General features: G+C 68.7%; 19 protein-coding genes. 10 read left to right on the top strand and 9 right to left on the bottom strand.

From position 1 onward, the window contains the following. Positions 1-11 precede the first annotated feature (11 nt). Entirely contained in the window at positions 12-2138 is a 2127-nt protein-coding gene (locus tag ACFZDC_RS39990; protein ID WP_391331751.1) for a protein kinase, read from the top strand. A gap of 57 nt (positions 2139-2195) precedes the next feature. Here the strand turns inward: ACFZDC_RS39990 and ACFZDC_RS39985 are convergent, their stop codons facing one another. The 6 genes from ACFZDC_RS39985 to eccCa form a co-directional block, all read right to left on the bottom strand. Continuing rightward, positions 2196-2843 carry a hypothetical protein gene (locus ACFZDC_RS39985; protein WP_391331750.1) on the bottom strand — a complete coding sequence of 216 codons (648 nt, stop codon included), beginning with the start codon at positions 2841-2843 and terminating at the stop codon, positions 2196-2198. Between the two features lie 14 nt (positions 2844-2857). Further along, positions 2858-3040: a hypothetical protein gene (locus ACFZDC_RS39980; protein WP_391331749.1), complete on the bottom strand. Its 183-nt coding sequence runs from the start codon at positions 3038-3040 to the stop codon at positions 2858-2860. A 34-nt stretch (positions 3041-3074) separates the two neighbouring features. Then, entirely contained in the window at positions 3075-3362 is a 288-nt protein-coding gene (locus ACFZDC_RS39975; RefSeq protein WP_391331747.1) for a hypothetical protein, read from the bottom strand. Then, entirely contained in the window at positions 3359-4159 is an 801-nt protein-coding gene (locus ACFZDC_RS39970) for a hypothetical protein (protein WP_391331746.1), read from the bottom strand. Before ACFZDC_RS39970 ends, ACFZDC_RS39975 begins: the two co-directional genes overlap by 4 nt. Before the next feature lie 5 nt (positions 4160-4164). After that, on the bottom strand, positions 4165-4491 hold the full coding sequence (locus ACFZDC_RS39965; RefSeq protein WP_391331744.1) for a hypothetical protein: 327 nt from the start codon (positions 4489-4491) through the stop codon (positions 4165-4167). A 199-nt stretch (positions 4492-4690) separates the two neighbouring features. Next, complete coding sequence (gene eccCa, locus ACFZDC_RS39960) at positions 4691-8656, bottom strand: type VII secretion protein EccCa (protein ID WP_391331743.1); 3966 nt, start codon at positions 8654-8656, stop codon at positions 4691-4693. A gap of 311 nt (positions 8657-8967) precedes the next feature. Here eccCa and eccD point away from each other — a divergent pair, with 311 nt between their 5' ends. Then, positions 8968-10467 (top strand): type VII secretion integral membrane protein EccD, encoded by a 1500-nt coding sequence (gene eccD / locus ACFZDC_RS39955; RefSeq protein ID WP_391331768.1) that lies wholly within the window; start codon positions 8968-8970, stop codon positions 10465-10467. A gap of 72 nt (positions 10468-10539) precedes the next feature. On the opposite strand, the gene ACFZDC_RS39950 is transcribed toward eccD, so the two are convergent. Then, positions 10540-10821 (bottom strand): DUF397 domain-containing protein, encoded by a 282-nt coding sequence (locus ACFZDC_RS39950; RefSeq protein WP_391331742.1) that lies wholly within the window; start codon positions 10819-10821, stop codon positions 10540-10542. A 274-nt stretch (positions 10822-11095) separates the two neighbouring features. Between ACFZDC_RS39950 and rpsO the strand changes: the two genes are divergently transcribed. From rpsO to ACFZDC_RS39925, 5 genes are all read left to right on the top strand, one after another. Further along, positions 11096-11383, top strand: a complete 288-nt coding sequence (rpsO, locus tag ACFZDC_RS39945) for a 30S ribosomal protein S15 (protein WP_005479656.1) — start codon at positions 11096-11098, stop codon at positions 11381-11383. A 311-nt stretch (positions 11384-11694) separates the two neighbouring features. After that, positions 11695-13914 carry a polyribonucleotide nucleotidyltransferase gene (locus ACFZDC_RS39940; protein ID WP_391331740.1) on the top strand — a complete coding sequence of 740 codons (2220 nt, stop codon included), beginning with the start codon at positions 11695-11697 and terminating at the stop codon, positions 13912-13914. Further along, on the top strand, positions 13911-15290 hold the full coding sequence (locus ACFZDC_RS39935; protein WP_391331738.1) for an insulinase family protein: 1380 nt from the start codon (positions 13911-13913) through the stop codon (positions 15288-15290). The genes ACFZDC_RS39940 and ACFZDC_RS39935 overlap by 4 nt, the downstream gene beginning before the upstream one ends. A 27-nt stretch (positions 15291-15317) precedes the next feature. Next, positions 15318-16070: a 4-hydroxy-tetrahydrodipicolinate reductase gene (gene dapB, locus ACFZDC_RS39930; protein ID WP_391331737.1), complete on the top strand. Its 753-nt coding sequence runs from the start codon at positions 15318-15320 to the stop codon at positions 16068-16070. A 13-nt stretch (positions 16071-16083) separates the two neighbouring features. Next, positions 16084-16536: a hypothetical protein gene (locus ACFZDC_RS39925; protein ID WP_391331735.1), complete on the top strand. Its 453-nt coding sequence runs from the start codon at positions 16084-16086 to the stop codon at positions 16534-16536. Between the two features lie 81 nt (positions 16537-16617). Here the strand turns inward: ACFZDC_RS39925 and ACFZDC_RS39920 are convergent, their stop codons facing one another. Continuing rightward, complete coding sequence (locus ACFZDC_RS39920) at positions 16618-17172, bottom strand: hypothetical protein (RefSeq protein ID WP_391331733.1); 555 nt, start codon at positions 17170-17172, stop codon at positions 16618-16620. Between the two features lie 90 nt (positions 17173-17262). Further along, a complete protein-coding gene (locus ACFZDC_RS39915; RefSeq protein ID WP_391331731.1) occupies positions 17263-17499 on the bottom strand; it encodes a hypothetical protein in 237 nt (78 codons plus the stop codon). A gap of 158 nt (positions 17500-17657) precedes the next feature. On the opposite strand from ACFZDC_RS39915, the gene thyX reads away from it, so the two are divergent. From thyX to ACFZDC_RS39900, 3 genes are all read left to right on the top strand, one after another. After that, positions 17658-18401 (top strand): FAD-dependent thymidylate synthase, encoded by a 744-nt coding sequence (gene thyX / locus ACFZDC_RS39910; protein WP_391331730.1) that lies wholly within the window; start codon positions 17658-17660, stop codon positions 18399-18401. A 210-nt stretch (positions 18402-18611) separates the two neighbouring features. Continuing rightward, positions 18612-19511, top strand: a complete 900-nt coding sequence (gene dapA / locus ACFZDC_RS39905; RefSeq protein WP_391331728.1) for a 4-hydroxy-tetrahydrodipicolinate synthase — start codon at positions 18612-18614, stop codon at positions 19509-19511. Between the two features lie 156 nt (positions 19512-19667). After that, positions 19668-21353 (top strand): RNase J family beta-CASP ribonuclease, encoded by a 1686-nt coding sequence (locus ACFZDC_RS39900; RefSeq protein ID WP_391331726.1) that lies wholly within the window; start codon positions 19668-19670, stop codon positions 21351-21353. Positions 21354-21658 lie beyond the last annotated feature (305 nt).

The raw sequence follows: 21658 nt of genomic DNA, 5'->3' as shown, positions 1-21658 counted from the left end.
GGCGATGCGAGATGAAGCCCCTGGGCACCGGTGATTCGATCCGTCTCGGTCCGTACCGCCTGCTCGGCGTGCTCGGCGAGGGAGGCATGGGCAAGGTTTACGTCGGCCAGGACAACGCGGGAACCGTCGCCGCGGTGAAGGTGCTCCGCCCGGAACTCGCCCATGACACCGGCCTCGCCCAGAGGTTCGTACGCGAGGCGCTGGCCGCCCAGGCCGTACGGAGTCCGGGCGTGGCGGCGGTGCTGGGCGCGCATACCGAGGGCGGACGGCCGTGGATCGCCACCGAGTTCCTCGCGGGGCCGACGCTGGAGCAGATCGTGGAACGGCACGGACCGCTGGACGACACCACGCTGCGGGCCCTGGCCGGCTCGCTCGCCCGGACCCTGCGCGACGTCCACGCGGCCGGCTTCATCCATCGTGACCTCAAACCGCCGAACATCGTGCTGACCTCCGAAGGCCCGAGGCTCATCGACTTCGGTATCGCACGGCCCGAGCACGGGCTGACCCTCACAACCACCGGACAGATCCCGGTCACTCCGGGGTACGGTGCCCCCGAGCAGGTGCTCGGACACCGGGTCACTCCCGCGGCCGACGTCTTCTCCCTGGGTGCCGTCCTCGTCTACGCGGCCACCGGCCACCGCGCATTCGAGGGCATGCACGTGGCCGCCGTCCAGTACGAGGTCGTCCATGGCGAGCCGCGCTGGCACGGTCTCTCACCCGAGCAGCACGCGCTGGTCGCGCCCTGCCTCGCGAAGGACGTCGCGGGACGGCCCACCCCCGAGCAGATCGCGACCGCCTTCGCCCTGTCCAAGAAGGCCGGCGCGGTGTGGAAGCGCGGGCCCGTAGCGGAGGCGATCAAGGAGCGCGAGCGCGAGGCGCGTAACCTCACAGCGCCTCTGCTGCCCACCACTGAGACCGGGAAGGGACCGAGCAGGCGGCGCCTGCTCACCGGATTCGCGGCCGGCGGAGCCGTACTCGCCGCAAGCGGCATCACGACGGCCTGGTGGCTGTCGCGCGGCAGCGGGAGCGACCGACGCCGGAACGATGTGTTCAGCTACCCGCCCGCCGCGAAGACGCCGTCGGCGCGGCTGCTCTCCGCGGACCAGGGTGACTACATCGTCGGACACCCCCCGAAACCGTTGTGGACGGCGACCGAAGCGTCGAGTTCCAAGTCACCGGCTCCCTTGGTGGTACGGGACGTCGTCATCGTCGGCAACTCCGTCATGGGCGTGGTGGCTCTCAACGTCATCGACGGCAAGCGCCGCTGGAGCGCTCCGGAGATGCGGATGACGAGCCGTTACCTCTCCTTGTCCGACCGCCTGCTCGTGGCCGCGGACGACCACGGCACGCTGCACACGTTCGTCCCGGCCACCGGAGAGCCCAAGTGGACGGCCAAGGCCGACGTCGACATGCTGCTGACCGCGGACGCGGACGCGGTCTACCTGCTGACGAAGGACCACCGGCTGCGTGCCGTGGGCCGGGCGGACGCCAAGATCCGCTGGACGGTACGGCTGCCCGAGGACTTCTCCAAGACACTCCTGCCCAGATCGGTGGCCGACCGAGGACGGCTCGTCGTCACCACCAGCACCGGGCACGCCATGGCCGTGAACACGAGGAACGGGCGCACGGAGTGGACGGCGCGCCACTTGGCGAAGGACCGGTACCTCTTCCCGGCCGCCCGGAACGGCATCGTGTACCTCAACGGCACGACGTTCACCGCCCGCAGGATCTCGGACGGCAAACAGCTATGGGCACATAGCGAGCAGGCTTACTACGATCACAGCGACGAAGAATGGTCCCGGCCCAGCATCTACGGTGATGTGGTGTATTCGGTCGCCTGTGACAGCGAGGGGTACGGCTTCCCCGTCGGTCTCGACGTCCGCAGCGGAAAGCAGCGGTGGCACGCCGGGATAGCGGTGAACAACAACGACTTCCCGATTCTTCTGCAGGGCAACGGCGTCTGGTTCCTGGATCCGGGTGTCCGCCCCACCGTGACGACCACGGAAACGATGAACAACGGACACGAAGTCTGGTCCTATGACCTCACCGGCACCGCAGACGACGTCTCCTTCGCAGCCGCTGGCAACCGCGTCTTCACAGTGAGCGGCGGCACCGTCCATGCCTTGCCGGTGTTCTGAACCGAGCTCATTCCTCCCGTGCCGCAGCCGACGGTCGCTCCGAAGACGGCCACCGAGTCAGTGGGCCTTGTAACGGGGCAGCTCTGCCGGGAATGCGCGTGGCGTTTGGCAATCTCCCAACTCGCAGGCGTGCTTGGTGAGCTGGTAAGCGAAGTCGGTCACCGCCTGGCGCAACGAGGTTCCGGTGGACCTGGTGTCTCCGATCGGGCGGGCTTCGGTGACGTGGGCGTAGGACTCGGAAGCCGCGTCGGCCTTCACGCCGTGGGGAACGCATGGGACGTAGACGGAAGCAGTGCCATGGTGGTTGTCGAGCTGGGCGAGCGCTTCGACGCCGTCGGCGGACGAGCGGAGGAGGGCGGTGCCGGCGTGACTTCCGTAGAAGTCGGCCCAGGTCCGCTCAGACGTATCCTGAATTTTCACCTCGCCGGACAAGAATGAATCACTGCTGGTGACGACACGACACGTGAAGGTGAAAATCGTACCCGAGCCGCTTCGTTTCGCGCTTTGCTCTGCGGACCTCGAATCGGGAAGTGCCCGGACCGCGGTCTCACGCGCGACAGCGTCGTCGCACACTTTCTCTGAGAGCCTGTCAAGGCCTTTTGTGAATAGCTGCTGATACCCGAACCAGCCTCCGCCCACCAGGCAGAGGGCGATGGCACCGAGGGTGAGGTATCTCGTGCTCTTTCTCATCGCGACTACTTCCATGAATGGTTCCCGGTTCAGGCGCTGGGGCGCTTCTCAACGTCTTCCATGATGCCGTCGCTGTCCCGCCATCCGTCATTTGTAGCGTTGCGGACCAGATCGAGGGTTCCGTCCGCAGGGAGGTCCGAATGATGCTTCTTCATGGCCTCTTGGGCCGCCCACTGCGCCTGCTGATTGACCGAATCCTCCGTTGCCGTCACCGAAGACCAGGTCGATGTGGTCGTATCCCTTCACCTAGAGTGAATTGGTGTTGAGTTCGCCGCCATCCTTGTCCCGCTTGAACAGCTTGGTCCGGTAGTCGTCGAGGAACTCGGTGTCGAACTCTCCCTGTCGCATCAGGTTGCTGATCACCTGGGAGCCGAGCGCACCGATGGGATTTTGCTGGGAAGGAAACTTGGAATCGGAATGGAAGCTTGTGTTCATCTCCCTTAGGAGGTCCGACTTCCAGGCCTTCATACCATCCGAATCGGAGCATGATGCTGTGGCCAGCGTCATGCTCAGGTTTTTCTGCAGCTCCGTCATGCTTTCGAGTTCCGAGCCCCTGGCGCCGGCGTGGACGTCCACCATGTCCGTCCAGAATTGAAGTGTGCCCTTGCCGCCCAGGCCCTCTGCGAACCGCTCGGAGAACAGAAGGTCGTTGTGGTACTTCTCCAGGTACCGAATTCCGCAATGTCCTTGGCAGACATCTTGTCCGGGTGCTTGGCCATCTTCGCCAGCTTGGCGGCGGCCTCGACGGCGTCGGCGGCGGTGTCGCGGTCCTTGTAGTGGGCGTCGGAGAAGCCGTACTTGGTCTGATCGACGAGGAGCCTCAATACCTTGGCGGCACTGTTGTCGCTTTCGGTGGCCTTGCTGAGGATGTGCTGGATCTCGTCGCGGAGGTCGCCGGCGTCCTTCTGGCTGTTGGCGCTGGTCTTGCCGCTGGGGTCGGAGGCCCAGTCAGGGCGCGTGTTGACGGTGACGGTGACGGTGAAGGTGCCGTGGCCGGTGTCGATGACGGTGAGGTTCTTCTTGTCGCCCCGCGCGACGGCGTCGTTCAACTGTGTCCGGTAGCCGACAACTTCACTGTGGGTGTCCTTGAGGATGTTGGTGATCGTGTCCGCTTGGGTGTGGGCGTCCGCGAACTCCTGCGCCGTCTTGTCGATGAACTCGCGGCTCACCTGGGCGTTGACGCCCTTCCAGCTTGCCTTGTCCGCCTTGGCCTTGAGGTTGTTCTGCGCGTCTTCTTTCAGGGTTGCCAGCTTCTTGGTCGTCTCCTCCCAGTCGGTGATGGCCTCACCGAGTTGCAAGAAGTTGCCGTGGCGCAGTGCGTCGAGATCCATTGCCGTCAGCTGTCCTTCCGCTCGTCAAAGCCCTTGTCGAGCTGGGAGATGCTGCTGAGAGTGCCGCCTATGTAGGAATCGTCGGCCGCGTGCTGGTTCTTGGTGTAGCGCATGTGGTTGGAGATGTGAGCGCAGGCATCGAGAAGGGTCTGCACCTGGTCGACCCAGTGCTCGGCGACGTGGTCGAGGGCGGAGCCCAGAGCGAAGCCCTGGCTCTTCAGCCCTCCGGCTGCCTTCATGGAGGCGATCCGGGCGTGATCGCTGTATCGTCCGAACTCCTGGAACAGGTCATGCGCCGCAGATCCGATCGCGGCCAGGTCTGTCTGGTGCACGGTGAGGTCACCGCGTGTGTTCCCACCGCCCCGCCTCCGGCCGGGGCCAGCTGGTTCAGCTGTACGTGTGTCGACGGGCCCTTCGCGCCTCTGCTTTCAACTGTTCCCACTCGTCCCACGCCATGCGCGGACCCTCCCCGTATTCCCCGTGCCCCGCCCGCAGACGGGAGTTTCGTCAAGCCTGCAACGCTGATGTACCTCAGTACTCCACATCCACCAACCCCGTCTGAACCAACGGCTTTCCCCGCTTACGAGAAACGAAGACACCCCGTCCCGCGGGCATCGGCCGCGGCCGGACGCCGTTGAGGATGTCGCCCTCCGCCGGGTCACCGGCGAGGACGATGCCCTGGGCGCCGAGCTCCTTCATGCGCTGCATGAACGGCTCGTACGAGGCGCGGCCCGCGCCCGCGGAGGAGCGGGCGATGATGAAGCGGACGCCGACGTCGCGGGCGAAGGGGAGGAGTTCCGTCAGTCCGCTCAGCGGGTTGCCACTGGACGTCGAGACGAGGTCGTAGTCGTCAATGACCACGAACACCTGCGGGCCTCGCCACCAGCTCCGTTCTCGCAGTTGCTGTGCGGTGACCTCGGCCGTCGGTGTCCGGCGCTGCATCAGATCGGCCAGAGCCGTCATGTGGTGGTCCATCTGGTTCGACATCGGGATGTACTCGGCCAGGTGCGAGGCGGGCGTGATGTCCAGCAGGGAACGCCGGTTGTCGACCACGAAGAACTTGGCTTCGTCGCCGCCGTACCGCAGTGTCAGCTGCTTGATGAGCAGCCGCAGCAGGTTGGACTTGCCGGACTCGCTCTCGCCGAAGATCAGGAAGAACGGGTCCTGCTCGAAGTCGAGGAACACCGGCTCCAGATTGTCCTCGTCGAGCGCGAAGCCCACGCCCTGCTTCGGGAAGCGGTCGCCGGGCGGGAGTTCGACGGCTTCCAGCTGACGCGGCAGCAGCCGTACCTTCGGCGCACCCGGCGCCTGCCAGTGTCGGCCGACCTCGGTGGTGAGGGCCGCCGTGGCCTCGGCGAGGTCCGTGTCGGAGGACAGGCCGTCGATCCGCGGGACCGCCGCCATGAAGTGCAGCTTCTGGGGCGAGAGACCGCGGCCGGGGACGCCGGCAGGGACGTTCGCCGCCACCTTGCGGTCGATCTCGGAGTCCATCACGTCACCGAGCCGCAGTTCCAAGCGGTTCATGAGGTGGTCCTTCAGGTTCGCCCGGACCTCCATCGAACGCGACGCCGTGATGATCACGTGGATGCCGTAGCCGAGGCCCCGGGCGGCGATGTCCAGGACGGCCGGCTCCAGAGCCTCGTAGTCCGTGCGGAAGTTGCCCCAGCCGTCGATGACCAGGAAGACGTCACCCCAGGGCTGGTCGGTGACGGAGATGTCACCGCGTGCGCGGCGTGCCCGGTAGTCGGCGATGGACGCGATGCCGGCCGAGCGGAAGTACTCCTCGCGCCGCGTCAAGACGCCGTAAACCTCGGAGACCGTACGGCGTACCCGTTCCGGGTCCAGGCGCGAGGCCACGCCGCCCACGTGCGGCAGGTCCTGCACCGCGGCCATACCGCCGCCACCGAAGTCGAGGCCGTAGAACTGGACCTCGTACGGTGTGTGCGTGAGCGCGAAGGAGCAGATCAAGGACCGGAGGAAGGTCGACTTGCCGGACTGCGGGCCGCCGATGATCTGCATGTGGCCCGCCGCGCCCGAGAAGTCGAGGAGCAGGCGGTCACGGCGCTGCTCGTACGGCTTGTCGACCAGGCCGACCGGCACCACCAGGCGGCCGGCGCCCTCGTAGCCGGGCTGGGACAGGCCGCGGCCCTGCACCGCCGCGAGTCCGGGCAGCAGTCCGTCGAGGGAGGGCGGGCTCTCCAGCGGCGGCAGCCACACCTGGTGCGCCGCCGGCCCCTGGGCCTCCAGCCGGCGCACGATCACGTCCAGAACTGTGTCGGCCAGCGCGTCGTCCACGTCCGGCGCGGACTCCGTGCGCTGCTGCGGCACGGCGGTGTACTGCACCGGCACCTCCGCCGCCGTGAACAGCACCGGCCGCCGGTCCACCGGCAGCGGGCCACCTGCGAACGCGGCACGCTGCAAACCCGAGCGGTAGACGCCGGAGACGTACGCCGCCTTGAACCGAACCATCTCGTCCGTGCCGAACTTAAGGAAGCCGGAACCGGGGACGTTGGGGAGTTCGTAGGCGTCGGGGACGCCGAGGGCCGCGCGTGACTCGGCCGCGGAGAAGGTGCGCAGACCGATGCGGTACGAGAGATACGTCTCGAGACCGCGCAGGCGGCCTTCCTCCAGGCGCTGCGAGGCCAGCAGCAGGTGCACGCCCAGCGAACGGCCGATACGGCCGATCTGCACGAACATCTCGATGAAGTCCGGCTTGGCGGTCAGCAGCTCGCTGAACTCATCGATGACCAGCACCAGAGAAGGAATCGGCTGCAGGGGCGCGCCCGCCGCCCGCGCCTTCTCGTAGTCGTGGATGTTGGCGTAGTTGCCCGCGTCGCGGAGCATCTCCTGGCGGCGGTTGAGCTCACCGCGGATCGAGTCGCCCATGCGGTCGACGAGGGTCAGGTCGTCGGCCAGGTTGGTGATCACGGCCGCGACGTGCGGCATCTGTGCCATGCCGGCGAAGGTGGCGCCACCCTTGAAGTCCGCGAGGACGAAGTTGAGGGTCTCCGAGGAGTGCGTGACGGCGAGACCCAGCACCAGGGTGCGCAGCAGCTCCGACTTGCCCGAACCGGTCGCGCCGACGCACAGGCCGTGCGGGCCCATGCCCTCCTGCGCGGCCTCCTTGAGGTCGAGCATGACCGGGCGGCCGTCCTCACCGAGGCCGATTGGTACGCGCAGCCGCTCCGCCAGCGCGCGCGGCCGCCAGGTCCGCTTGGTGTCGACGGACGCTGCGTCCCCAAGGCCCAGCAGATCGGTGAACTCCAGGTTGGCGAGCAGCGGTTCGTCGTCGTCGCCCCCGGACGCCATGCGCAGCGGGGCCAGTTGCCGGGCCAGTGCCTCGGCGGACTCGGCGGACAGCGCGTCGGGGGTGCCCTCGTAGACCATCCCGTGCCCGGACTCCAGGCTCAGGGAGCCCGGTTGGACGACGACGGACAGGTCGCCGCCCGCGCCCGTGAGCTCGCCCGGCACCACCTCGACCACGGTGACGCCCTGCAGGCCCTCCGGGTTGGCGAGGACGGAGTCGGGCAGCAGCGACAGGTCGTCCAGCACGAGCACGATGTGCGGCTCGTCCAGCAGCGGAGCGGCGCCGGGGTGGAAGCGCGGGCGTCCGGTCAGCCGGGAGGTCAGCAGGTCCTCGAGTTCGCGTGTGTCGGCGCTGATCAGGCGGCGAGCGCCGGCGCCGTCCAGCACACCGGACGCCTGCACGTGCGGCAGCCACTTCGCCCAGTCCCAGTGCGGCAGCGCCTCACGCCCGGCGGCGATCGCGATGATCAGGTCCTCGGGGGAGTGCAGCGAGGCGAGCGAGCCGACCAGGGCCCGGGCCGAGGCCCGTACCGACTGCGGCTCACCGCTCACCGTGACGTGGTAGAAGGCGCGCAGCGAGACCGCCATCGGCAGATCGCTGAGCGTGCTGTGCGTGGCGAGGAAACGCTGCATCGCACCCGCGGTCAGCGGCTCGAGCTGCTCGACGGGACCGGTCTCCGGCGGCACCAGCGGCGTCGCCAGCGGCTGCGGGCCGAGGCCGATGCGCACATGAGCGAAGTCCTCATCACCGGGCCGCCGTTCCCACACCCGGCTGCCCTCGGCGACGAGCGCCCACAGCTGTTCGGGGGAGGGGTGCAGGTAGTACTGCGCGTCGCGCTGTGTCTTCGCCGTCTCGACGGCCGCCTTGCGTGTCTGCGACAGGTAGCTCAGGTAGTCGCGGCGCATGTCGGCCAGTTGACCCTGGGAGCCGCGGCGGAACCGGACCACCATCGCGATGGACATCCCCACCGTCGACGCGATCATGATCATGCCCATGATCTTCATGAACGGCTGACCGTTCGTGAAGAAGAAGACCACAGAGCCACCCATGCCGAGCGTGGGCAGCAACTGCATGAGCACGCTCTCCTGATGCCCCCGAGGCAGTTCGGGCGGCGGCTGGACAGCGACCTCTTCCGTGGGCACTTCGGACGGAAGCGCCCTAGGGGGGCGCTTGACGACAATCTGGCTCACAGCTCACCAATTCCCTTGCCCGACCCAGGCGTTCTGCCCGCCGCCCCGTGTCCGGCGAGCGCAGGCCGCCGCGTGATCCTACTGAGTTCACGGACTACGGGTGAGCGGTAGGGTGCCGGTTGTTCGCGTGAGCACACGCCGAGCAGGCTGGACAAACCGGTACACCCCGCCCGATGCGGGAGCGGAACGGCCCCGGAATTCGGCCCCACGGCACCCGTGCCGCCGCCGTTTTGGAGGGCGCGGAGTGCACCCGCACGAGATTTTCACTAAGTAGTCGCACCACCACCACTGAGGGGGAGCAGCAGGTGAGCATGACGGCCACCGCCACCGGCGGACCCGGGACGGGAGCCCCTTCCGGATCCGGCACGGGACTCGGTTTCTGCCGGGTGACCATCGTCGCTCCGGACAGCCGTATCGACGTGGCACTGCCGGACGACGTCCCGGTCGCCGACGTCTATCCGGAGATCCTCCGGCTCTCTCAGCAGAGCCCCGACGCGGGCGCCCCGGTCGGCTACCACCTGGTCCGCACCGACGGCACCGTGCTGGACAGTTCCCGCTCGTTCGCCGCCCAGCGCATTCTCGACGGGGAACTCCTCACCCTGCGCCCCTTCGCGGACTCCCTTCCGCCCGCCGTCTTCGACGACGTGGCCGAGGCGGTCGCATCGGCTGTCACCAAGCAGCACACGCTGTGGAGCGGCGACCTGACCCGGGCCGCGGGCCTCATCGGCGGCGGGGTGCTCCCAGCGCTGCTCGCGTTCGTCGCGTGGACCGCCGACCCGCGCCATGACATGCACGGCCTGGCCGGCATCCTCGCCGCCGTCACCGGCATCCTCCTGGTCGTACTGTCCGCGGTACGGGCCCGCGTCTACGACGACCGCGGTTCGGCCGTCGCCCTCGGACTCGGGGCACTGCCCAACATCGGCGTCGCGGGCAGCGGGCTGCTGCCGCTGACCGACGGACAGGGGATCGGCAGGCTGCAGTTCCTGCTGGCGTGCGCGGCCGCCCTGGTCGCCGCACTGATCCTCACCCTGTGCTCCCCGCACGGCGACGGCCCGTTCGTTGCCTTCGTGTTCGCCTCGGCGGTCGCCCTGATCGTTGTCTTCGTCGCCTCCCTGGTGCACTGGTCCCCGACCGAGATGGCCGGGCTGTGCGCACCGGTCGCCGTGGGCGGTCTCGCCTTCCTGCCCGGGATGTCGATGCGCTTCGCCCGGCTGCCGATCGGCTTCGAGGCCCCGAGCAGCGCGCCCCGTGCGGCCTACGGCACCGAGTCCGCCGCCCAGGAGCCCGTGGACATCGAGCGCATCGAGGCCCAGGCCCGGCGGGGCCACGAGCTGCTCGTTGGACTCGTCGGCGGCTGTGCCCTCCTCGCCGTCGGCGCCGCGGCGGTGCTCGGCTTCTCCGACGACATCTGGGCCCAGCTGCTGGCCTTCGCCACCGGTGTGGCGATGCTGATGCGCGCCGGCCTCTTCCGCTACACCGCCCAGGTGGCCTCTGTCCTGGCGGCGGGCCTCGGCGTTCTGGTCCTGCTGGGCCTCGGTCTCGCCCTCAACCCGCCGCAGTCGGTGATGCGGGCGGCGCTGGCCGGCGACCGCACGGACCTGGACATCCGGACCATCTGGCTGATCGCGGTGATCGCCGCGGCCGGCGCCCTGATCACGGCCCTGGGCCTGATCCTGTCGCGCGGTGGCCTGACGCCCTTCTGGGGCCGCTTCCTGGAGATCTGCGAGGGCTTCGTCCTGCTGACGCTGATCCCGCTGACCCTGGCGGTCTTCGACGTGTACGCGACCGCGCGGGCGATGACGAGCAAATAACCCACTCAGCGCACGACACCGGGCCCCGGCTCCTCCGCGAGCCGGGGCCCGGTCACTTCTCCGGGGCGCCTCTCACTCCCCCACAACCCTCCCCGCCTCCAGATCGAACTCCCCGTCCCGCGCGCCCAGCACGAAGGCGCGCCACTCCGCCTCCGTGTACCGCAGTACGGTGTCCGGGTCGAGGGAGGACCGCATCGCCACCGCCCCGCCCGGGAGGTACGCGATCTCGACGCGCTCCTCGTGCTGCTCCGTGCCCGGCGCGCAGTGCCACTCGACGCCCGAGATGTCGAGCGCGTACAGCTCGTCCCGCTCCCGCTCCTTGCGCGCCTTGATCTCCGCTTCCGTCTCCGCCATCCCGAAGCGACCCCTTCCCGGACGTACCTACGATCAGCAGGCTCACCCTAGTGGCCGCCACCTCCGGGCCCGGGCCGTTCCGGAACGCTGGACAGAGCGCCCCCGACCGCCTGGTATCCTGGTCGACGGCCGTTTGTGTACGCACCCCCGGAGATCCCTTCACAGGGCTCTGGAGGCCGCGCCCAGCGGATCCCCGCCTTCCGAGTAACGGAAGTCTCCCCGAGATGTAGACCGGGGGCACTCGGTGGCCACTCACAGACCATGAGGAGTACGCGTGTCGCTCGACGCCGCTACGAAGAAGCAGATCATCACCGAGTTCGGTACCAAGGAGGGCGACACCGGCTCCCCGGAGGTCCAAGTGGCCATGCTCTCCCGCCGGATCTCCGACCTGACCGAGCACCTCAAGACCCACAAGCACGACCACCACTCCCGTCGTGGTCTGCTGATCCTGGTCGGTCAGCGCCGTCGCCTGCTGCAGTACCTGGCGAAGAAGGACATCCAGCGCTTCCGCGCGCTGGTCGACCGCCTCGGCATCCGCCGCGGTGCGGCGGGCGCGAAGTAGGACGCCGTGAGGGGAGCGGTTCCCGAGACGATCGGGGGCCGCTCCCTTTGCCGTACGTGCGGAAACGTGCGGAGTGTCACTCACGCTTTGTAGTGTGGTAGCACAACGCCATACGCAGGGCACAGAACACGTATGACCTAGAACGAGGAGAAGCGCACCTAGCCGCCGCCGGTCCTCGGTAGTGGCCCCCGGGGGGAAGCGAGCCCCGGGTGCTTCGATCGAAGACCGGCCCGCACCGCACGGAGCGCTTCTCCGCAACCGTCCCCCTGCCACACGGGCAGTCGAGGGACGAAGACGAGGAGAAAACGCTAGTGGAGAACGAGACCCACTACGCCGAGGCCGTCATCGACAACGGCGCCTTCGGTACCCGCACCATCCGCTTCGAGACGGGCCGCCTGGCCAAGCAGGCCGCCGGTTCCGCCGTGGCGTACCTGGACGACGACACTATGGTGCTGTCGGCCACCACCGCCTCCAAGAACCCCAAGGACCAGCTCGACTTCTTCCCGCTGACGGTGGACGTCGAGGAGCGGATGTACGCCGCCGGCAAGATCCCCGGCAGCTTCTTCCGCCGTGAGGGCCGTCCCTCCGAGGACGCGATCCTCACCTGCCGGCTCATCGACCGCCCGCTGCGCCCGTCCTTCAAGAAGGGCCTGCGCAACGAGATCCAGGTCGTGGCCACGATCATGGCCCTCAACCCCGACCACCTGTACGACGTCGTCGCGATCAACGCCGCGTCCGCGTCCACGCAGCTGGCCGGTCTGCCCTTCTCCGGCCCGATCGGTGGCGTCCGCGTCGCGCTGATCCGCGGTCAGTGGGTCGCCTTCCCGACGCACACCGAGCTCGAGGACGCCGTCTTCGACATGGTGGTCGCCGGCCGCGTCCTGGAGGACGGCGACGTCGCGATCATGATGGTCGAGGCCGAGGCCACCGACAAGACCATCAAGCTGGTCGAGGGCGGCGCCGAGGCGCCGACCGAGGAGGTCGTCGCCGCCGGTCTGGACGCCGCGAAGCCCTTCATCAAGGTCCTGTGCAAGGCCCAGGCCGACCTCGCGTCGAAGGCCGCCAAGCCGACCGCCGAGTTCCCGATCTTCCTGGACTACCAGGACGACGTCCTCGAGGCCCTGACGGCCGCCGTCCGCCCCGAGCTCGCCCAGGCGCTCACCATCCCCGGCAAGCAGGAGCGCGAGGCCGAGCTGGACCGCGTCAAGGGCCTGGCCGCCGAGAAGCTCCTGCCGGAGTTCGAGGGCCGCGAGAAGGAGATCTCCGCCGCGTACCGCTCCCTGACCAAGACCCTGGTCCGCGAGCGCGTCATCAAGGAGAAGAAGCGCATCGACGGCCGCGGCGTGACGGACATCCGTACGCTCGCCGCCGAGGTCGAGGCCATCCCGCGGGTGCACGGTTCCGCCGTCTTCGAGCGTGGCGAGACCCAGATCCTGGGCGTCACCACCCTCAACATGCTCCGCATGGAGCAGCAGCTGGACACCCTCTCCCCGGTGACCCGCAAGCGCTACATGCACAACTACAACTTCCCGCCGTACTCCACCGGTGAGACCGGCCGCGTCGGCTCCCCGAAGCGCCGCGAGATCGGCCACGGCGCCCTCGCCGAGCGTGCGCTCGTGCCGGTGCTGCCGACGCGCGAGGAGTTCCCCTACGCGATCCGCCAGGTGTCCGAGGCGCTCAGCTCCAACGGCTCGACCTCCATGGGCTCGGTCTGCGCCTCCACCATGTCGCTGCTGAACGCCGGTGTGCCGCTGAAGGCCCCGGTCGCCGGTATCGCCATGGGCCTGATCTCCCAGGAGATCGAGGGCGAGACGCACTACGTCACCCTCACCGACATCCTCGGTGCGGAGGACGCCTTCGGCGACATGGACTTCAAGGTCGCCGGCACGAAGGACTTCGTGACCGCCCTCCAGCTCGACACCAAGCTGGACGGCATCCCGGCCTCCGTCCTGGCCGCGGCCCTCAAGCAGGCCCGCGACGCGCGTCTGCACATCCTTGACGTGATGATGGAGGCCATCGACCGGCCGGACGAGATGTCCCCGAACGCGCCGCGGATCATCACCGTCAAGATCCCGGTCGACAAGATCGGCGAGGTCATCGGCCCCAAGGGCAAGATGATCAACCAGATCCAGGAGGACACCGGCGCCGACATCACGATCGAGGACGACGGCACGATCTACATCGGTGCGGTCGACGGACCGTCCGCCGAGGCCGCCCGCGCCACGATCAACGGCATCGCCAACCCGACGATGCCCGAGGTCGGCGAGCGCTACCTCGGTACGGTCGTGAAGACGACCACCTTCGGTGCGTTCGTCTCCCTGCTGCCCGGCAAGGACGGTCTGCTGCACATCTCGCAGATCCGCAAGCTCGCCGGCGGCAAGCGCGTGGAGAACGTCGAGGACGTCGTCGGCGTGGGCCAGAAGGTCCAGGTCGAGATCGCCGAGATCGACTCCCGCGGCAAGCTCTCCCTCATCCCCGTGATCGAGGGCGAGGAAGGCGACGAGAACAAGAAGGACGACGCCGACCAGTGACGTCCCGTAGCTCCAAGGCGACGGCCCGCACCTCCTCCGAGGCGCGGGCCGTCGCCCGTACCCAAACCCTCATCAAGGGGACGAACGGCATCGGTACGGTCCGCAAGACCACCCTGCCGGGCGGCCTGCGCATCGTCACCGAAACCCTGCCCTCGGTCCGCTCCGCGACCTTCGGCATCTGGGCGCACGTCGGCTCCCGCGACGAGACCCCGTCCTTGAACGGTGCCACGCACTACCTGGAGCACCTGCTCTTCAAGGGCACCGACCGCAGGTCGGCGCTGGACATCTCCTCCGCCATGGACGCGGTCGGCGGCGAGATGAACGCGTTCACGGCCAAGGAGTACACGTGCTACTACGCGCGCGTGCTCGACACCGACCTGCCCCTCGCCATCGACGTCGTCTGCGACATGCTGACCGGCTCGCTCATCCTCGAAGAGGACGTCAACGTCGAACGCGGCGCGATCCTCGAAGAGATCGCGATGACCGAGGACGACCCGGGCGACTGTGTGCACGACCTGTTCGCGCACACCATGTTCGGCGACAACGCCCTCGGCCGCCCGGTCCTCGGCACCGTCGACACGGTCAACGCCCTCACCGCCGACCGCATCCGCCGCTTCTACAAGAAGCACTACGACCCGACCCACCTCGTGGTCGCCTGCGCCGGCAACATCGACCACAACACGGTCGTACGACAGGTCCGCGCGGCCTTCGAGAAGGCCGGTGCCTTCAGGAATTCGGACGTGCAGCCCATCGCCCCGCGCGACGGCCGCCGTGCGATCCGCACGGCCGGGAAGGTCGAGCTGCTCGCCCGCAAGACCGAGCAGGCGCACGTCGTCCTCGGCATGCCGGGCCTGGCCCGCACGGACGACCGCCGCTGGGCCATGGGCGTGCTCAACACCGCCCTCGGCGGTGGCATGTCCTCCCGCCTCTTCCAGGAGGTCCGGGAGAAGCGGGGCCTGGCCTACAGCGTGTACTCGTACACCTCGGGCTTCGCCGACTGCGGCCTGTTCGGCGTGTACGCAGGCTGCCGCCCGAGCCAGGTCCACGACGTGCTGAAGATCTGCCGCGACGAACTCGACCACGTCGCCGTCAACGGCCTGTCCGACGACGAGATCGGCCGCGCGATCGGCCAGCTCCAGGGCTCCACCGTCCTGGGCCTGGAGGACACCGGCGCGCTGATGAACCGTATCGGCAAGAGCGAGCTGTGCTGGGGCGAGCAGATGTCCGTCGACGACATGCTGGCCCGGATAGCCGCGGTCACCCCGGACGAGGTCCGGTCGGTCGCCCGCGACATCCTGGGACAGCGCCCGTCGCTGTCGGTCATCGGCCCGCTGAAGGACAAGCAGGCCGCGCGGCTGCACGACGCGGTCGCCTAACACCCTCCGGTCGTAAGGAAGCAAGAGATGAGCAAGCTGCGCGTGGCGGTCCTCGGTGCCAGGGGCCGGATCGGGTCCGAGGCGGTACGGGCGGTCGAGGCCGCCGAGGACATGGAGCTGGTCGCCGCCCTCGGCCGGGGTGACAAGCTGGAGACGCTGGTGGAGACCGGCGCGCAGGTCGCCGTCGAGCTGACCACCCCCGCCTCCGTCATGGGCAACCTCGACTTCTGCGTGCGCCACGGCATCCACGCGGTCGTCGGTACGACGGGCTGGACCGACGAGCGCCTCGCCCAGCTGAGGGGCTGGCTCGCCCAGTCCCCGGAGACCGGTGTGCTCATCGCGCCGAACTTCTCCATCGGCGCCGTCCTGACCATGAAGTTCGCGCAGATCGCCGCGCCGTACTTCGAGTCGGTCGAGGTCGTCGAGCTGCACCACCCGAACAAGGTGGACGCCCCCTCGGGGACCGCGACGCGCACGGCCCAGCTCATCGCCGAGGCCCGCCGCCAGGCCGGTACGGCACCGGCGCCGGACGCCACCGTCACGGCCCTGGACGGCGCCCGCGGGGCGGACGTGGACGGCGTCCCCGTCCACGCCGTCCGCCTGCGCGGCCTCCTGGCCCACCAGGAGGTGCTGCTCGGCGGCGAGGGAGAGACCCTCACCGTCCGCCACGACTCCCTGCACCACAGCAGCTTCATGCCGGGCATCCTGCTCGGCGCCCGCCGCGTGGTGTCGACTCCGGGCCTGACCTTCGGCCTGGAGCACTTCCTGGACCTGAGCTGAGCCCGAAGACATCATGCGCGCGAAGATCACCTATCTCGTCACGGCCGCCGTCCTGCTGTTCTACTTCGTCCTGGTCGGCAGCCGCGGCGTGATGCTCATCCAGTCCGGCACGGTCCTCACCGTCACCTTCGGGATCGCGGTGCTCGTCCTGCCGGTCATCGGGCTGTGGTTCCTGTGGAAGAACACCCAGTTCGTCCGCAAGGCCAACCGGCTGGCCGCCGAACTCGACGCCGAGGGTGGCCTGCCCGTCGACGAGCTGAAGCGCACCCCGGGCGGGCGCATCGACCGGGACTCGGCCGACGAGGTGTTCGCCAGGCGCAAGGCCGAGACGGAGGCGGCGCCGGACGACTGGCGCAGCTGGTTCCGGCTCGCCGTCGCCTACCACGACGCACGCGACACCCCGCGCGCCCGCAAGGCGATGCAGCGCGCCATCGCGCTGCACGACGGCAAACCCGTCCAGGCCTGAGCCGTACCAGCGGCCCGGGCGGCACGACGTAGGGGCCGGTCCGCTGTAGCGCGGACCGGCCCCTACGTCGTGGCACGGCGGTCAGCCGCGCCGGTACTCCGCGGCCCACGCCTCCACCGTGTCCGCCGCCCGGTCGAAGGCGACGGGGCGGCTCAGGAAGTCCATACCGTGCGTGGTCAGCAGCGGGGCGGTGTCCTCGGGCGCCCGGTCCTTGCGTACGAGCGTCAGTGCCTGCCCCTGCACCGTGCGCGGCAGGCCCAGCCAGCGCACCGGCTGCTGGGACGTCCGTACCGAGACCACCCGCTGCCAGGGCACCGTTCTCGTGAGCAGGAAGCCGACCTGGCGCAGCCCGCGCGCGCTCACCCACACGCCCATGCGCAGCAGCCGCAGCGTGCTCGCGATGACCGCCAGCGCCAGGGCGAGGACCACGGCGGCCGAGGACACCGAGCCGGTGAGCGCGATGAGGACCGCCGCGAACAGGACGAACGAGGAGAGCAGCAGTCCCAGCGCCGCCCCGGCCACCCGCCACGGCCCGGGCCGGTAGGGGCGCCGCCAGCGGTCCCGGTCGTCGTAGGGCAGCGGGCTCTCGGATGCCGCCTCGAAGGTGCGGTCGGCCGTCAGGAAGGGCAGGGGCACGGCTGGTCCTCACTCAATCCTTGCTTGGGCTGTGCCCGGTGAGGCTATCCGCCTGCGTTCCCGCCCACCACCCGTGGGCGGCCGGAAGGGTCAGTGCCCCTGCGAGGCCTGGGACTGCTGGGCCGGCGTACTGGACGGCGTCGACAGCGCGGGCATGCCGAGGATCAGCGAGCCGACCAGCCCGGCGACGATGGTCAGGCCCAGCAGCCAGCGCCCGGCCATCTGGCCGACGGACGCCCGCGCAGGGGGCGGGGGAGTGACATTGCTGCGGAACCTGTCCGCCTCGGCCAGGAAGGCGAAGGGCACGGGCTCACGCCGACGGAACATGGCGGGTACGTCTCCTCTCGGGGTCGAATGTGCGGGCCTCACCGATACAGACGCTCGAGTGGCACAAAAGGTGCCCATGTCCGAAGAAATCCGCGGCAAGGTCACTGTTCGGGACTGTCAGGGGTGCCCCGTACAGTGGGCGCGAACCTCAAGAAGTGATGGGAAGGACCCCCGTGACCACCCCCGAGTCGCTCACCCTGCGCGGTGACGTCACCGTCGAGCTCGTGAAGTCCAGCGCTTCGGATGCCGACGTCCTCTTCGCGGCCCGAGTCTCCACGCTCGGCGAGCAGTCCCTGGACGAGCTGAAGAAGGACCCCGAGCGCTCCAAGGGCCTGATCAACTACCTGATGCGCGACCGGCACGGCAGCCCCTTCGAGCACAACTCGATGACGTTCTTCATCAGCGCCCCGATCTTCGTCTTCCGCGAGTTCATGCGGCACCGGGTCGGCTGGTCGTACAACGAGGAGTCGGGCCGCTACCGGGAGCTGGAGCCCGTCTTCTACGTCCCCGACGCCTCGCGCAAGCTCGTGCAGGAGGGCCGTCCGGGCAAGTACGTCTTCGTCGAGGGCACCCCGGCCCAGCACGAGACCGTGCGCAGCACGCTGGAAGAGTCCTACGAGCAGGCGTACGCGGCCTACCAAAAGCTCCTCGCCGAGGGCGTCGCCCGCGAGGTCGCCCGCTCGGTCCTGCCGGTCGGCCTCTTCTCCTCGATGTACGCCACCTGCAACGCCCGCTCCCTGATGCACTTCCTCGGCCTGCGCACCCAGCACGAGCTGGCCAAGGTGCCGTCCTTCCCGCAGCGGGAGATCGAGATGGTCGGCGAGAAGATGGAGGCGGAGTGGGCCAGACTCATGCCGCTCACGTACGCCGCCTTCAACGCGAACGGGCGTGTGGCCCCGTAATGAAGCACTGTTCCCCACGCGGAACGGATGTACGGATCAGCCGGGTGAAGTGTCCGTATTGCGGCATTTAGAGAAGTTCATCTAGCCTGATCAAACGGACCCGGCACTGCTTGAACCCCCGAGCAGGCAGTGCCGGGCTCCATATTTGTCCTGACTTTCCCGGCACCCCAAGGGCAGACCACGTATTGAGCACCGAGTAGCGTGTTACCCATGGCTCCGACCTCGACTCCGCAGACCCCCTTCGGGCGGGTCCTCACCGCCATGGTCACGCCCTTCACGGCGGACGGCGCACTCGACCTCGACGGCGCGCAGCGGCTCGCAACCCACTTGGTGGACGCAGGCAACGACGGCCTGATCATCAACGGCACCACCGGCGAGTCGCCGACCACCAGCGACGCGGAGAAATCGGACCTGGTACGAGCCGTACTGGAGGCGGTCGGCGACCGCGCCCACATCGTGGCCGGCGTCGGCACCAACGACACCCACCACAGCATCGAGCTGGCCCGCGAGGCCGAGCGCACCGGCGCACACGGCCTGCTGGTCGTCACGCCGTACTACAACAAGCCCCCGCAGGAGGGCCTGTACCGGCACTTCACGGCCGTCGCGGACGCCACCGGGCTGCCGGTCATGCTCTACGACATCCCCGGCCGCAGCGGCGTCCCGATCAACACCGAGACGCTCGTCCGCCTCGCCGAGCACCCGCGGATCGTCGCCAACAAGGACGCCAAGGGCGACCTCGGCCGCGCCGGCTGGGCCATCGCCCAGTCCGGCCTCGCCTGGTACTCCGGCGACGACATGCTGAACCTGCCCCTCCTGTCCGTGGGCGCGGTCGGCTTCGTCTCGGTCGTCGGCCACGTCGTCACCCCCGACCTGCGCGCCCTCGTCGACGCGTACACCTCCGGCGACGTCGTCAAGGCCACCGAGATCCACCAGAAGCTGCTCCCGGTCTACACCGGCATGTTCCGCACTCAGGGCGTCATGACCACCAAGGCCGCGCTCGCCCTCCAGGGCCTGCCCGCCGGACCTCTGCGCGCCCCCATGGTCGAGTGCTCGCCCGAGGAGATCGCCCAGCTCAAGCTCGATCTTGCCGCCGGCGGGGTACAACTCTAGGCAACAGACTTCGCGCCACCCAGGCTTCACAACTGAAGAACAACCGCATACGCAGGACACCGGTGCCTGCACCCCACAACGACAACTGCTTCTGCACGAACGTCATGCGCGCCACGTGCCCGACCGGTACGTGGCGTGCGTGGTGAGGAGAGTCTTTTGAGTCATCCGCATCCTGAACTCGGCACGCCCCCGCCGCTCCCCGAGGGGGGCCTGCGGGTCACCCCGCTCGGTGGTCTCGGCGAGATCGGCCGAAACATGACGGTCTTCGAGTACGGCGGCCGCCTGCTGATCGTCGACTGCGGAGTGCTCTTCCCCGAGGAGGAGCAGCCCGGAATCGACCTGATCCTGCCGGACTTCACGTCCGTCCGGGACCGTCTCGACGACATCGAGGGCATCGTCCTCACGCACGGCCACGAGGACCACATCGGCGGCGTCCCCTTCCTGCTCCGCGAGAAGCCGGACATCCCGCTGATCGGCTCCAAGCTGACCCTGGCCCTCATCGAGGCCAAGCTCCAGGAGCACCGGATCCGCCCGTACACCCTGGAGGTGGCGGAGGGGAACCGCGAGCGCATCGGCCCCTTCGACTGCGAGTTCGTCGCGGTCAACCACTCCATCCCGGACGCCCTGGCGGTCGCCATCCGCACCCCCGCCGGCATGGTGGTGCACACCGGCGACTTCAAGATGGACCAGCTCCCGCTGGACAACCGCCTCACCGACCTGCACGCGTTCGCCCGGCTGAGCGAGGAGGGCATCGACCTCCTTCTCGCCGACTCCACGAACGCCGAGGTCCCAGGCTTCGTCCCGCCCGAGCGCGACATCTCCAACGTCCTGCGGCAGGTCTTCGCCGGCGCCCGCAAGCGGATCATCGTGGCGAGCTTCGCCAGCCACGTCCACCGCATCCAGCAGATCCTGGACGCGGCGCACGAGTACGGCCGCCGGGTCGCCTTCGTCGGCCGCTCCATGGTCCGCAACATGGGCATCGCCCGCGACCTCGGCTATCTGAAGGTCCCGCCGGGCCTGGTGGTCGACGTCAAGACGCTGGACGACCTGCCGGACAGCGAGGTGGTCCTGGTCTGCACGGGCTCCCAGGGCGAGCCGATGGCGGCCCTGTCCCGCATGGCCAACCGCGACCACCAGATCCGCATCGTCGAGGGCGACACGGTCATCCTGGCCTCATCCCTCATCCCCGGAAACGAGAACGCCGTCTACCGGGTGATCAACGGCCTGACCCGCTGGGGCGCCGACGTCATCCACAAGGGCAATGCAAAGGTGCACGTTTCCGGCCACGCGTCCGCCGGTGAGCTGCTGTACTTCTACAACATCTGCCGTCCGAAGAACCTGATGCCGGTCCACGGCGAATGGCGCCACCTGCGTGCCAACGCCGAGTTGGGCGCGCTCACGGGCGTTCCGCACGACCGGATCGTCATCGCCGAGGACGGCGTGGCGGTCGACCTGGTCGAGGGCAAGGCGAAGATCTCCGGCAAGGTCCAGGCGGGTTACGTCTACGTCGACGGCCTCTCCGTCGGTGATGTCGGCGAGCTGGCGCTGAAGGACCGCAAGATCCTCGGCGACGAGGGCATCATCTCGGTCTTCGTGGTCGTGGACTCCTCCACCGGCAAGATCACCGGTGGCCCGCACGTCCAGGCCCGCGGCTCGGGCATCGAGGACTCGGCCTTCGCGGACGTCGTCCCGAAGATCACCGAGGTCCTGGAGCGGTCCGCCCAGGACGGCGTCGTGGAGCCCCACCAGCTCCAGCAACTCATCCGCCGCACCCTCGGCAAGTGGGTCTCGGACACCTATCGCCGCCGGCCGATGATCCTGCCGGTCGTGGTGGAGGTCTGACACCTCGTCAGTGCGAACCGGGAGCGGGACGCCTCGATTTGCATCGGGGCGGCCCGCTCCAGTACGTTTACGTCTCCGCCCGGTCGGGAACCCCAGTGCTTCAGGCGCTGGACGACGGTCCCCCGGACCGGGTGGGAAATCCGGCTCAGAACTTCTGATAAAGTCGGAACCGCCGGAAAGGGAAACGCGAGAGCGGAAACCTGGAAAGCGCCGAGGAAATCGGGTCGAGAAAAGATCTGATAGAGTCGGAAACGCAAGACCGAAGGGAAGCGCCCGGAGGAAAGCCCGAGAGGGTGAGTACAAAG

Source organism: Streptomyces sp. NPDC007905, from assembly GCF_042959345.1.
Classification (GTDB): Bacteria; Actinomycetota; Actinomycetes; order Streptomycetales; family Streptomycetaceae; genus Streptomyces.
This window is presented reverse-complemented; position numbering and strand designations above follow the sequence as displayed.